Here is a 13357-nt window from a genome sequence, read left to right as displayed (position 1 = left end):
CGGGGGATAGCTTCACCCTGCACACCCGTCATGCACCTGCCCGAGCACCAGAAGTGTTCGGGCAGTTCCGTATTCGGATGATGTGGAGATTCCATGGCTCTTCCGCGCTCCTCGCGTTCGTCGCGTCCCTCCAGACGCCTCGCGCTCGCCCTGCCGCTCGGCGTCGCGCTCGCCGCGTCGGTCGGTTTCGCCCCGGGCGCCGCGACCGCGGCCCCGCTCGACGCCCCCGGAACCACCACGGCCCGCGCCGCCCAGGCCCCCGCCACGGGCAAGCTGGCGTACGTCGTGAACTCCCGCACGGACGGCAAGACCCTGGACCGGGTGCGCAAGGCGATCGCCGCGGCCGACGGCACGGTCGTCGAGACGTACGCGAAGATCGGTGTGACCGTCGCGCACTCGGCCAACCCGGACTTCGGCAAGCTGCTGCGGAAGGTGCGCGGCGTGCAGTCCGCGGGCGCCACCCGCACCGCGCCGCTCACCCCGGCGGCCACCACCCAGGAGGGCGCCCCGGTCTTCCTGTCGAAGGACAAGGCCAAGGCCCTTCAGGGCGCGGCGGCTGCGGGCCGCGGCGGCGCTCCGGCGCAGGAGCCGCTGGAGGCCGACCAGTGGGATCTGCGGGCCATCGGCGCCGACAAGGCCGCCAAGGTCAACCCGGGCTCCAAGAAGGTCACCGTCGGCGTCATCGACACCGGCGTCGACGACACCCACCCGGACCTCGCGCCCACCTTCTCCGCCCAGCAGTCGGCGAGCTGCGTCGGCGGCAAGGCGGACACCTCGCCCGGCGCCTGGCGCCCGGCGAAGCCGGAGCACTACCACGGCACGCACGTGGCGGGCGAGATAGCCGCGGCCCGCAACGGCATAGGCGTCGCCGGGGTGGCACCCGGCGTCAGGGTCGCGGGCATCAAGGTGGCCGACCCGGTCAGCGAGCTGTTCTACCCGGAGAGCGTGGTCTGCGCCTTCGTGTTCGCCGCCGACCACGGCATCGAGATCACCAACAACAGCTACTACGTGGACCCGTGGCTGTACAACTGCAAGGACGACCCGGACCAGCGGGCCATCCTCGACGCGGTCGACCGCGCCCAGCGGTACGCCCAGCGCAAGGGCACCCTCAACCTCGCCTCCGCGGGCAACTCCAACCACGACCTGGACGCGGACGAGATCGTCGACGACTCCAGCCCCGACGACTCCACGCCGGTCAAGCGCGTCATCGACCCGCACGAGTGCCTGGACGTGCCGACCCAGCTCCCGGGCGTCGTCACGGTCAGCGCGACGGGCGTCTTCAAGGCCAAGTCGTACTACTCCTCGTACGGCAACGGCGTCGTGGACGTCGCCGCCCCCGGCGGCGACCGCCGCTACCAGAAGCCCACGGACACCCCGTCGAAGGACGGCGGCATCCTCTCCACCATGCCGAACGGGCAGTACGCCTGGCTCCAGGGCACCTCGATGGCGTCGCCGCACGCCGCGGGCGTCGCGGCCCTGCTGAAGTCCACGCACCCCAAGGCCTCCCCCGCCCAGCTCCAGAAGCTGCTCAAGCAGCAGGCGGACAACCCGGGCTGCCCGGACAAGCCGTACGACCCGGACGGCGACGGCAAGGTCGACGCCGTGTGCGAGGGCGGCAAGAACCGCAACGGCTTCTACGGCCACGGCATCGTCGACGCGCTCGACGCCGTCACCAAGTGAGGGGGGACCGCGCCATGACTCAGCACTCCGGGAACTCCGGCCGCACCGGCCGCTCCGGGCCCCGCGCGCGCCGCGCCCTCGCCCTGCCGCTGGGCGTCGCGGTGGTGTCCGCGCTCGCCTTCCTGCCCGGCACCGCCGCGGCGCAGCCCGACGCTCCCGCGGCTCCGGCGGCCGCGGGCGCCACGGCCGCCGACACCGCGGCCGCCGGGACGATGTCGTACGTCGTCAACGTCCGCAAGGGACACGGCGGTTCCGTCAAGCACGTGCGCAAGGCCATCGCCAAGGCGGGTGGCACCGTCGTCATCGCGTACGACAAGATCGGTGTGATCGTCGCGCACTCCTCGGACCCGGACTTCGCGAAGACGATCCGCAAGGCCAAGGGCGTGCAGTCGGCGGGCGCCACCCGCACGGCGCCGCTGTCCGCGCAGTCCAGCGACGACATCGACGTCGCGCGCCCGCTGTCGGCGGCCGAGGCGAAGGCCGCCAAGGGCAGGGCGGCGGCCGGGCAGGACGAGTACCAGCCGCTCCAGTGGGACCTGCCCGCGATGAAGGCGGACAAGGCGCACGAGGTGTCCCTGGGCAGCCCGAAGGTCACGGTCGCCGTCCTGGACTCCGGCGTCGACGACACCCACCCGGACATCGCGCCGAACTTCGACCGGGAGGCGTCCGCGAGCTGTCTGGGCGGCGTGCCCAAGCAGGACAACGCCTGGCGTCCGGTCAAGGGCGAGAGCGACCACGGGATGCACGTGGCGGGCTCCATCGCCGCCGCGAAGAACGGCACCGGCGTGGTCGGCGTCGCGCCCGGCGTGAAGGTCGCGAGCCTGAAGGTGGCCGAGCCCGCCACCGGCATGTACTACACGGAGGCCGTGGTGTGCGGCTTCATGTGGGCGGCCGACCACGGCGTGGACGTGACCAACAACAGCTACTACACCGACCCGTGGCTGTTCAACTGCCGCACCGACGACGACCAGAAGGCCCTGGTCGACGCGGTCGGCCGGGCCGCGCGGTACGCCGAGCGCAAGGGCGCGGTGAACGTGGCGGCGGCGGGCAACGCGGAGACGGACCTCGCCCAGGAGGAGATCGTCGACGAGTCGAGCCCGGACGACACCACGCCGGTCAAGCGCGTCATCAAGACCGCGGACTGCTTCGACCTGCCCTCGCAGCTCCCGGGCGTGGTGACGGTGTCCTCCACCGGCGCCAAGGGCCTGAAGTCGTCGTTCTCGAACTACGGCAAGGGCGTCATCGACATCACCGCGCCCGGCGGCGACGCGACGGCGTTCCAGAAGCCCGCTCCCCCGGCCACCAGCGGGCTGATCCTGTCGACGCTCCCGAACGGCAAGTTCGGCTACAAGGCGGGTACGTCGATGGCGTCGCCGCACGCCGCGGGCGTGGCCGCACTGCTCAAGTCGACGCACCCGAAGGCCTCCCCGGCCCGGATCAAGGCGCTGCTGTACCGCCAGGCCGACGCCGTGGAGTGCACCAACCCCTACGACATCGACGGCGACGGCAAGGTCGACGCGGTGTGCGAGGGCGGCAAGAACAAGAACGGCTTCTACGGCGTGGGCATGGCCGACGCGCTGGACGCCGTGCGCAAGTAGCGGTGCGAGCGCGGGGGCCGGGCGGTCGCGGACCGCCCGGCCCTCCGCGAGAGGATGCCGGGCATGTACGCCTACCAGGACGCGACCTTCGTCCACAGCGGCCCCGAGCGGTGGCACGCCGAGCCGGTCCGCCCGGCCGCGCGGCTCGTGCCGCTGTTCCTCCTCACGCTCGTCGTGCTGTCCCTGTGGTGGGCGCTGCTGCTGGCGCTGTTCGCCGTGCTGATCGTGGTGGCGATGTTCGCGGAGATCTTCACGGTGATCCCGGGCTTCGAGCGCGGCGCGGAGCGCGTCATGGACGCCGTCATCGGCCGGATCGCGATCTGGCCGCGCTGGACGGTGACCTGGCCGGAGCTGCGGCACGAGGGCGACACCGCCTTCTACGGAGCGCGGGTCGACGCCTGTCTGGACAGGTGGACGAAGCGGGCGGCGGCCCCCAGGAAGAAGGGCACGAGCCCGACCACCGAGTGCGAGGTGCCGCTGCGCACGTACCGCGGCGTGGGCGGCCGCTACGTGGTCGAGGCGGCGGCCGCGCGCGGCTGGGAGCTGCGGCCGTCCGACCCGCGGGAGGAGATCCGGCTGTGGTGGTCGGCGGCGTCGGAGCCGGGGGCGACCGGGCCTACGGGAGCCGCGGGGCCGACGGGGTGACGGGCCGACGGGCCGACGAGGCCGACGAGGCCGACGGGCTGACGGGCCGACGGGGCCGCGTGGGGCGGGAGGCGCTGGACGCGGCATAGTGGGTGTATGACCCAATCACCTTTGGAGCAGGGCGGATTCCGGGGCGCGGCAGCCGTGGCGGGCGAGGCGGCGCCGCTCCGTGTCGCGACCGCGTGGGACGCGCTCGGCGGCGCCCCGGAGCTGCTGGACCGCCTCGCCCCGGCCGTACGCGACGACACGCTGCCCGCCCGGCTCCCCGTGCGCGCGCTCGCGCGGGCCTGCGTGGGCGCCTGCGCGCTCGCCGCCGCCGAGCTGACGGGCCGCCGCACGGGCGGGGACGTGCCCCTGGCGCGCGTGGACGACGGCGCGGTGGCCACGGCGTTCACCAGTGAGCGGCATCTGCTGGTCGACGGGCGCGCGCCCGAGACGTTCGCGCCCCTGTCACGCTTCTGGCGCTCCGCCGACGGCTGGGTGCGCACGCACGCCAACTACCCGCACCACCGGGAGCGGCTGCTGGCGGCGCTCGGTCTGACGGCGGACGCCGCGTCCGTGGAGTCGGTGGCCGCGCTCCTCGCCGGTCTGCCGGGCCATCAGATCGAGGAGGCGGTGTACGCCGCCGGGGGCCTGGCCGTCGCGGTGCGGACGCCCGAGCAGTGGGCCGCGCACCCGCAGGCCGCCGCCGTCGCGCGGCTGCCGCTGGTCGAGCGGGTGCGGATCGGCGGCGGCGCGCCGCGCGCCGCCCTGCCGCCGCTCGCGGGCGACCCCCTGCTGCCCGCGTCCGGGGTGCGCGTCCTCGACCTCACCCGCGTCATCGCCGGGCCCGTCGCGACCCGTACCCTCGCGCTGCTCGGCGCGGACGTGCTGCGCGTCGACGCCCCCGGGCGCCCGGAGCTGCCCGACCAGCAGGCCGACACGGGCTTCGGCAAGCGGTCCACGACCCTCGACCTGGGCGACCGCGCCGACGCGCGGACCTTCGAGGACCTGCTCGCCGGGGCCGACGTCGTCGTCACCGGCTACCGGCCCGGCGCCCTCGACCGGTTCGGCCTCTCCCCCGCCGCCCTCGCGGAGCGCGCGCCCGGCATCGTGGTGGCGCAGCTGTCGGCGTGGGGCGCGAGCGGGCCGTGGGCCCACCGGCGGGGATTCGACAGCCTGGTGCAGGCGGCGACGGGCATCGCCCTCACCGAGGGCTCCCCGGAGCGCCCCGGGGCGCTGCCCGCGCAGGCCCTGGACCACGGCACGGGCTATCTGCTGGCGGCGGCCGTGCTGCGCGCGCTCGCCGAGCGCGCCGCCGACCCCGCGGGCGGCACCCGCGTGGCCCGGCTCGCCCTCGCCCGGACGGCGGCCTGGCTGACGGGCGGGGCCGACGACGACGGCGCGGCGGCGGCTCCCGGGGGCGACGGCTACGACCCGGCGCGGTGGCTCGCCCACACGGACGGCCCCCTCGGACGGCTGCGACACGCCCTGCCGCCGGTGTCGTTCGCCGGTGGCCCGGTGAACTGGACGCGCCCGCCGGGCCCTTGGGGCGCGGACACACCCGTGTGGCGGTGACCGGGGGCGCCGGGCGGAAGCGCCGTACGCCAGTTGTTTGCCCAGACTTGCCCAGAAGTGGGATGCCTGGTGAAGATCGTGCAGTGACCATACGACCCACCGCACGCCCGTCCGCGCAGCCGACCGCAGAGCCCTCTGCGGGGCCGACCTCGGAGCCGTCCGTGGCGGGGCCGACCTCGGAGCCGTCCGTGGCGGCGCCGGTGGGAGCGTCCATGGCGACGGCGGTCGCCGACCCGGCCGGTGCTTCGCCGCGCGCCGGGCGGCGCGGCGCGCGGCGCGGCCCCGCGCCGGGACGTGCCGTCGCCGTGCTCGTCCTCGTAGCCGTCGCCGCCGTGATCCCGCTGCTGGGCCCGGCGGTCGCCCTGGACGGGACCGGTGAGGCCGAGGCGCCGGGCACACCGGGGATCACGTTCCTGCGGACCGTGCTGTTCGCCGCGCTGTGCGTGCAGACGGGCGAGGTGTTCATCCGGCGGCTCGCGCGCCGGGTGCCGGGCGCGCCCCGGGGCGCGGCGCCGCCGTCGTGGGCGTGGTGGGCGGCGTGCGCGGGCTTCGTGGCGGCGCTCGGTCTCGCGTCGGTCGTGGCCAGCGGCAACCTGGTGCCGCAGCACCCGTCCGACCTCGACATCGGCGGGCTCGCCCAGTCAAGGGACGGGCGTCTGGCGCTCCTTGAGGTCAACGCGTTCGTGGTGGCCGCCCTGTGCGCGCGCTCGCGCCGCCCGGACAGCGCGGTCCTGCCGCTCGCCGCGGTGGTCGTCGCCGAGGCGCTGCGCGCCCATCCGCCCACCGAGGCCTCCCCGCTCGTCGGCTCCGGGCTCACCCTGGTGCATCTGACGTGCGCGTGCCTGTGGGCGGGCGGGCTGCTGTACGCGCTGCGGACGCTGTGGCGCTGGCGCGCGCACGCCCCGGCCGCGGGCGTCGCCGTCCTCGGGCTCTACGCGCGCGTGGCCGCCGTCCTGTTCGCCGCCATCACCGCGACCGGGACCGTCAGCACGCTGCGCCGGATGCCGCCGGACACGGTCGTGGACCAGCTGACGGAGACCGCCTACGGCCGGACGCTGCTCGCCAAGGCGCTGCTCGTGGCGGTGGTCGCCGTCCTCGCGCTGCTGGCGCGGCGGCGGCTGCGCCGACCGGTGACGGCCGACCGGCTCGCCGCGTTCGTGCCCGCGCGCGGCGAGGTCCTCGTGCTCGGCGCCGTGGTCGCGGTGTCGGCGCTGCTCACGGCGCTGCCGGTGCCGATCCGCTGGTGACGGGGGCGCGCGCCAGGACGCCCCGGGCCAGCAGCAGTTGCGCCGCCAGATAGGTGAGCATGATCCAGAAGTCGGGGCGCGGCGCCTGCGGCCAGTCCGCCACGTCGGTCGCGATGAGGGTGTCCGACAGCAGGAACAGCGCGCCGCCGACGGCCGCCGCGGGTCCGAGCCGGGTCGCCGCGTACGCCATCGCGGTGAGCAGCAGACTGTAGCCCGCCACGGGGCCGCGCAGGTCCGACGGGAGGTCGGGCCACAGGAGCGCGACGGTGACGGCGAGCGCCCCGGCGTACGCGACGACCAGACCGGCGCCCCGCGTGCGCGGGTGACCGCTGCCGTGCCTCCGGAACAGGGCCAGGTAGCAGACGTGGCCCGCGGCGAAGGAGGCCATCCCCGCGAGGAACGCCGGGTCGGCGTCCAGCAGGAGGAGGGTGTCGCCGCCCCAGCCCAGGAGCAGGGCGGCGACCAGGAGGCGGGGGCCTCCCCGCACGGTGACGTACGCGGCGAGGAGGGGCATCAGCAGGGGCTTGAAGACGGTGTGGGCGGTGTCCGAAGCGGTGAGTACGCCGATGAGGTCGCCCAGGGCCGCGAGGGCGAAGGCCGCCGCGATCCAGGTGCCGTAGCGGTCTCGCGGGGTGGGCGTCCCGGGCGCGGATTCCGGCGTCCCGGGCGCGGCCCCCGGCGCCTCGGGCTGTGCCCACCGGCTGCCCGCGGCGCGTGCGGGGCGGGTCATGCCGTGGGCTCCGGGGTCCGCCGCGCCTGTTCGGCGCGCTGGGGTTCCGGTGCGCGCCGGGGTTGCCAGCCCGGCCCCCGGAACAGATGGCCCGCGCGGTCGCGCCAGCGGTCGGCCCTCCTCATGTCCCGTGCGATCGCCACGTACTCGTGGGTGGCGACCCGCAGCGGGTTGTAGGTGTCGATGTTCTTGGTCAGGCCGTAGACGGGGCGCTCCGTCTCGGGGACCCAGGAGCGGAAGAGGCGGTCCCAGACGATGAGGATGCCGCCGAAGTTGCGGTCCAGGTAGCCGCCCTGGGAGGCGTGGTGGACGCGGTGGTGCGAGGGGGTGTTGAAGACGTACTCGACGGGGCGGGGCAGCCTGCCGACGCGCTCGGTGTGGATCCAGAACTGGTACACCAGGTTCACCGACGAGCAGAACGCCACCGCGGCCGGGTGGACGCCGCACAGGACCATCGGGACGTAGAACGGCCACACCGTCAGCGTCGTCCACGGCTGGCGCAGCGCGGTGGTGAGGTTGAACTTCCTGCTGGAGTGGTGCACCACGTGGCAGGCCCACAGGACGCGGATGACGTGGTGGCCGCGGTGCGACCAGTAGTAGAAGAAGTCCTGGGCCAGCAGCATCAGCGGCACCGTCCACCACAGGACGGGCACGCGCAGCGGCGTCAGGGAGTACAGCGCCGAGTAGACCGCGACGATCGGGACCTTCCACAGCAGGTCGAAGACGAGGCTGCCGAGCCCCATGGTGACGCTGGTGGCGGCGTCCTTCGCCTCGTACCCGGCGGCGTCGTCGTCCGGGTGGAGCCGGACGCTGACCATCTCCACCACGGTGAGCAGGACGAAGGCCGGTATGGACCAGAGGACGACATCGGGCAGGTTCGGGGACGACATGCGTGCAAGGTAGAACGGCCGTTCGGCGTGCCGCTAGGGGTTGTTACCGACAAGTATTACCGCCGGTACGGACCGAGAGTTGGCGACCCCCGCCAATCCGCCGCGCCACCGGGCCCCGGGTGCCGACTCGCGCCGCCCGGCGAGGAGTTCGGGCAGCCCTCGGACGGATCGGCGTACGGCGCCGCCCGTCGCCGGAGGCGCCGGGGCACCGCTCCGGAGTGAGGGAGGGCGGGCATCGCGCACCGCGCCCCGGCACGGTGGTCCGCGAACGCGGCCTGACGGAGCGGACGTTCCCGGCGCCCGCCCAGGAGGCGCGCGCGGAGCCGGGTACGTCTCGACGGCCGGGGCGCGGGAGGGCGCGGCCCTGGGGACGGGTTGTCAGTCGTGGCCCGTATCCTCATGGACCATGCTCGAAGACCGCACGACCGCAGCCACGACGGCAGCCTCCGGGGCCCCCTGGCCGACCGCGTATCCGCAGGGGTACGCGGTCGTCGACGTCGAGACCACCGGCCTGTCCCGGGACGACCGGATCATCTCCGCCGCGGTCTACCGTCTGGACGCGCGCGGCGAGGTCGAGGACCACTGGTACACGCTGGTGAACCCGCAGCGCGACCCGGGCCCGGTGTGGATCCACGGCCTGACGAGCGAGAAGCTCGCCGACGCGCCGCTGTTCGCGGACATCGCCGAGGAGTTCGGCGAGCGCCTGCGCGACCGCGTCCTGGTCGCGCACAACGCCGTCTTCGACTGGTCGATGATCGCCCGGGAGTACGCGCGCGCGGAGCGCACCGCGCCGGTGCGCCAGCGCCTGTGCACCATCGCGCTCTCCAAGGAGCTGGGCCTGCCGCTGCCCAACCACAAGCTGGAGTCCCTCGCCGCGCACTTCGGCGTCGTCCAGCGCCAGGCCCACCACGCCCTGGACGACGCGCGCGTCCTCGCCGAGGCGTTCCGGCCCAGCCTGCGCGCGGCGGCGAGCGGCGGCGTCCGGCTGCCCCTCCTGGAGTGCCGCCCGCTGACCGAGTGGACGGACGGGCCCCGCATCGGCCGCCAGGCCACCGGCTCGCCCAACTCGGCCTACGGCACGACCGGTTGGCGCCCCTCCCGGAAGCGCCCGGCCTGCCCGTATCCGAACCCGGGGCGGTACGAGGACGGCAAGCCCCTCAAGCAGGGCATGCGCGTCGCCTTCTCCGGGGACACCTCGGTGGACCGCGAGCTGCTGGAGGACCGCGCCTTCGAGGCGGGCCTGCACATCGCGACGAGCGTGTCCCGCCTGACCAGCCTCCTCGTGACGAACGACCCGGACTCCGGCACGTCCAAGACGACGAAGGCGCGCGCGTTCGGCACGCCGGTGGTCGACGAGGCGGCGTTCGGACAGCTGCTGCGGGACGTGGCCCCCGCGGACGGGGTGCCCCCGGCGTCAGACGGGTGATTGCCGGGCGACTCGCCCGCCCGCCGCTCGCCCCGTGCCGCCGCCGCGTCCCACGCTGTGGCGCATGGCACGTTGCGAGGTCTGCGGAAACGACTACGGCATGTCCTTCGAGGTCCATGCACAGGGCGCGGTGCACGTCTTCGACTGCTTCGCCTGCGCCATCCACCGCATGGCGCCGATCTGTGAGCACTGCCGGGTCCAGGTGATCGGGCAGGGCGTGGAGGCCGAGGGGCACTGGTACTGCGGGGCGCACTGCGCCCGCGCGGAGGGGCGGGTGGGCATCGTCGACAGGGTGTGACGCGGCCCGCCCGGCCGCCACCGGCCCCCGACCGGACCCTCCCGTCGGGGGCCGCCGCACGCACAGGTACCGTCAAGGGGTGTACCGCTTCCTGTTGTCCCGCCAGTGGGTGATCCTCACTCTCCTCGGCCTCGTCCTCATCCCCGTGATGATCGAACTGGGCTTCTGGCAGCTGCACCGGCACGAGAAGCGCGTGGCGCGCAACGAGCAGATCGCCGAGGCCCTCGACGCCCGGCCGGTCCCCGCGGAGCGGCTCACCGCCCCCGGCCGCGAGGTGCCCCGCTCGGCCGTGTACCGCCGGGTGACGGCCAAGGGCACGTACGACACCGAGCACGAGGTCGTGGTGCGGCGCCGCACCAACTCCGACGACGAGGTCGGCTTCCACGTCCTGACGCCGCTGCTGCTGCGCGACGGCAAGGTGCTCCTCGTCAACCGCGGCTGGGTCCCGGCCGACGGCCCCCAGACGGCCTTCCCCAAGATCCCCGCCCCGCCGAAGGGCGAGGTCACCGTCACCGGCCGCCTGATGGCTGACGAGACGTCGGCGGCCAGCGGCATCAAGGACGTCCGGGGCCTGCCCGACCGGCAGATCATGCTGATCAGCAGCGGCCAGCAGGCCCACGCCCTGGGCAAGAAGGTCCTCGGGGGCTATATCGAGCAGACCGCCCCCGAAGCGGACTCCCCCAGCTCCTCCCCGACCCCGACCACAGCGGCATCGGTCCCCACATGGCGTACGCGGTGCAGTGGTGGCTGTTCGCGGCGGGGGTTCCCGTGGGGTGGGTGGTGCTGGTGCGCCGCGAGGTCCGCGACCGCCGTGAGGCCCTGCGGGCGGCTGAACCGGAACCCGCCGCGGCCTGACGCCCCGCCAGGGGTGCCCCACGCCTCCGTCCCGCCGCTACCGCGGCGGCTTCTTCCCGCCCGCCCACCCCAGACGCTTCCGCGGACGCAGACGGCGGCGATCCCACGCGAGGGGCATCCACCGGCAGGGGGACAACGCACGCGCCCGCGGACGCCGACGGCGGCGCGCCCCCGCGAGGGGCGTCCACCCCGCGAGGGGCGGTCACGGGCGGGGCGGTGGGAGAGGACCGCGGCTAGAAGCTGCGCAGGGCGCCGCCGTCGACCGGCAGCATGACGCCCGTCACATACGCCGCCGCGGGCGACAGCAGGAACGCCGCGACCCGCCCGAACTCGTCGGGCCCCCCGTACCGACGCAACGGAATGCCTGCCTCCGCGCTCCGTCGCGCCGCCTCGGGGTCGTCGGACAGCTCGTCGATCTGCCGCACCCGTTCGGTGTCGATGCGCCCCGGCAGCAGCCCGACCACCCGGATGCCCCGCGGCCCCAGCTCCTGGGCGAGGGACTTGGCGAAGCCCGCGAGCCCGGGGCGCAGGCCGTTGGAGATGGTCAGGACGGGCTGCGGCTCGTACACGGACGTGGACAGGACGAAGCCGATGACCCCGCCCTCGTCGAGTGCGGCCGCCGCGGCCCGGGCGAGCCGCACCGCGCCCAGGAACACGGACTCGAAGGCCGCCTGCCACTGCTCGTCCGTGGCGTCGGCGGCGAAGCCGGGCGGGGGCCCGCCGACGCTGATGAGGATGCCGTCGAAGCCGCCGAACCGCTCGCGCGCGGTGGCGATGAGCCGGGCGGGCGTCCCGGGGTCGGCGTTGTCCGCGGCGACGCCGACCGCGCCGGGGCCGAGTTCCTGGGCCGCCGCGGTGGCGGCCTTCTCGTCGCGGCCGCTGAGGACGACCTTCGCGCCGTCGGCGACGAGGGCGCGCGCGGAGGCGTTGCCGAGACCGCGCGAGGCGCCGGTGACGACATAGACACGGTTGTTCAGGCCAAGATCCATGGCCCCATCCTGCCGCTTCGCCCCGCCGTTGTGTCCCCCGCACCCGGCAAAGCCGCGGCCCCCACACCCAGGAGGCGCCCGGGAAACGCCCGGGAACGCCGTGGCCGCCGCCCGCACGGAGCGGGCGGCGGCCACGGCTTTGCGTCAGGCGGCTTTGCGTCAGGCGGCCTTGACCAGCGTGGACCGGTCCTGCCGGGCGGCCGCCGCGGCGGTCGCGGGGCTCGGCACGGCCCCCCGCCCGTCGTGGCGCGGCCACAGGAGGACGGCGCCGAGCGCGCCCGCCCCGGCCAGGGCCGCGAGGACGGTCCAGGTGAGGGCGAACCCGGCGTTCGTACCGAGCCAGCCCGCGACGGGGTAGGTGACCAGCCAGGCCAGGTGCGACAGCGAGAACTGGGCCGCGAACGCCTCGGGGAGCGCGCTCCGCCCGACGGAGGCCCGCAGGACCTTGCCGGTCGGCGTGATGACCAGCGCCATGCCCGCGCCGATCGCGCTCCAGACGGCCGCCGTCGCGGCCCAGACGGCGAACCCGGTCGCGGCGAGCGCCACCGCGGCGGCCGTGCCGCCCACGAGGACCCCGGCGCCGGTCAGCATGACCGTGCGGGCGGCGACCCGGTCGAGTACGCGGGGCAGGGCGAGGGCGGCCAGGAGGGTTCCGGTGCCGGAGGCGGCGAGCATCCAGGCGACGTCGGACTGCGAGCCGCCCAGCTCGTCGCGGACGTAGTTGAAGGTGTTGACGACGACGATCGAACCCGCCGCCGCGACCACCAGGTTGAGCGCCATGACGCCGCGCAGCCGGGGCGTGGTGAGGAAGGTCCGCACACCGGCGGCCACCTTGTCCCACGCCTTGGTGTGGGCGCTGGGGCGAGCGTCGGGGACGCGTGTCGCCAGGACCAGCAGCGCGGAGAGGAGGAACCCGGCGGAGGTGCCGAGGAACAGCCGGTCGAAGCTCATGAACGTCAGGGCGACGGCCGCGAGGACGGGGCTGAGCAGGCTCTCCATGGTGGAGGCGACCTGGGAGGCGGACAGGGCCCGCGTGTAGGCGGCCTCGTCGGTGACGATGTCGGGGATGACGGCCTGGAACGTCGGGGTGAACGCCGCGGCGGCGGCCTGGAGCAGACCGATCAGGACGTAGATGTGCCAGACCTCGGTGACCAGCGGAAGCGCCAGGACCACCGCGCCGCGGATGACGTCGAGGACGACCAGGAGCGTTCTCCTGGGGAGCCGGTCGACGTACGCGGCAGCCAGCGGGGCGATGACCACGTACATGACCATCTTGATGGTGAGGGCGGTGCCGAGGACCATGCCCGCGCGCTCTCCCGCGAGGTCGTAGGCGAGCAGTCCGAGGGCCACGGTGGTCAGGCCCGTGCCGAACAGGGCGATGACCTGGGCGCCGAACAGATGGCGGTAGTCGCGGATGGCGAACAGTCGCATGGCGGGTTCCT

At 74.9% G+C, this 13357-nt stretch carries 11 protein-coding genes and 1 pseudogene; 8 read left to right on the top strand and 4 right to left on the bottom strand.

The window, feature by feature from the left end; translation table 11 throughout:
* Positions 1-93: 93 nt before the first annotated feature.
* From ACOBQU_RS30270 to ACOBQU_RS30250, 5 genes are all read left to right on the top strand, one after another.
* Positions 94-1680 carry a S8 family peptidase gene (locus ACOBQU_RS30270; protein WP_423631394.1) on the top strand — a complete coding sequence of 529 codons (1587 nt, stop codon included), beginning with the start codon at positions 94-96 and terminating at the stop codon, positions 1678-1680.
* Positions 1681-1694: 14 nt separating this feature from the next.
* Positions 1695-3278 carry a S8 family serine peptidase gene (locus ACOBQU_RS30265; RefSeq protein ID WP_423631392.1) on the top strand — a complete coding sequence of 528 codons (1584 nt, stop codon included), beginning with the start codon at positions 1695-1697 and terminating at the stop codon, positions 3276-3278.
* A 63-nt stretch (positions 3279-3341) separates the two neighbouring features.
* Complete coding sequence (locus tag ACOBQU_RS30260; RefSeq protein WP_423631390.1) at positions 3342-3923, top strand: hypothetical protein; 582 nt, start codon at positions 3342-3344, stop codon at positions 3921-3923.
* A gap of 96 nt (positions 3924-4019) precedes the next feature.
* Positions 4020-5480, top strand: coding sequence for a CoA transferase (locus tag ACOBQU_RS30255; protein ID WP_423631388.1), 1461 nt, complete (start codon positions 4020-4022; stop codon positions 5478-5480).
* 212 nt (positions 5481-5692) lie between these two features.
* Complete coding sequence (locus ACOBQU_RS30250; protein ID WP_423631386.1) at positions 5693-6727, top strand: CopD family protein; 1035 nt, start codon at positions 5693-5695, stop codon at positions 6725-6727.
* Here ACOBQU_RS30250 and ACOBQU_RS30245 read toward each other — a convergent pair.
* Both ACOBQU_RS30245 and ACOBQU_RS30240 read right to left on the bottom strand, forming a co-directional pair.
* A complete protein-coding gene (locus ACOBQU_RS30245) occupies positions 6696-7457 on the bottom strand; it encodes a lysoplasmalogenase (RefSeq protein WP_423631384.1) in 762 nt (253 codons plus the stop codon). The two genes, ACOBQU_RS30250 and ACOBQU_RS30245, sit on opposite strands and share 32 nt — an antisense overlap.
* Positions 7454-8347: a sterol desaturase family protein gene (locus ACOBQU_RS30240; RefSeq protein WP_423631382.1), complete on the bottom strand. Its 894-nt coding sequence runs from the start codon at positions 8345-8347 to the stop codon at positions 7454-7456. The genes ACOBQU_RS30245 and ACOBQU_RS30240 overlap by 4 nt, the downstream gene beginning before the upstream one ends.
* Positions 8348-8753: 406 nt before the next feature.
* Here ACOBQU_RS30240 and ACOBQU_RS30235 point away from each other — a divergent pair, with 406 nt between their 5' ends.
* The 3 genes and pseudogenes from ACOBQU_RS30235 to ACOBQU_RS30225 all read left to right on the top strand — a co-directional run bounded on the left by ACOBQU_RS30235 (position 8754) and on the right by ACOBQU_RS30225 (position 10926).
* Positions 8754-9773, top strand: coding sequence for a DEDDh family exonuclease (locus ACOBQU_RS30235; protein WP_423631381.1), 1020 nt, complete (start codon positions 8754-8756; stop codon positions 9771-9773).
* A gap of 64 nt (positions 9774-9837) precedes the next feature.
* A complete protein-coding gene (locus ACOBQU_RS30230) occupies positions 9838-10071 on the top strand; it encodes a hypothetical protein (RefSeq protein WP_423631379.1) in 234 nt (77 codons plus the stop codon).
* Positions 10072-10150: 79 nt separating this feature from the next.
* Positions 10151-10926 (top strand): annotated as a pseudogene (locus ACOBQU_RS30225) (SURF1 family protein).
* Between the two features lie 233 nt (positions 10927-11159).
* On the opposite strand, the gene ACOBQU_RS30220 reads toward ACOBQU_RS30225, so the two are convergent.
* The gene (locus ACOBQU_RS30220; protein ID WP_423631377.1) at positions 11160-11915 is read right to left on the bottom strand and encodes an SDR family oxidoreductase; all 756 of its coding nucleotides are present in this window, start codon (positions 11913-11915) and stop codon (positions 11160-11162) included.
* A 159-nt stretch (positions 11916-12074) separates the two neighbouring features.
* A complete protein-coding gene (locus ACOBQU_RS30215; RefSeq protein ID WP_423631376.1) occupies positions 12075-13346 on the bottom strand; it encodes an MFS transporter in 1272 nt (423 codons plus the stop codon).
* Between the last annotated feature and the right edge of the window lie 11 nt (positions 13347-13357).

This window comes from Streptomyces sp. G45 (assembly GCF_049542095.1).
Lineage (GTDB): Bacteria > Actinomycetota > Actinomycetes > Streptomycetales > Streptomycetaceae > Streptomyces.
The sequence above is the reverse complement of the archived record's forward strand: the minus strand, read 5'-3'. Positions and strand labels throughout refer to the sequence as shown.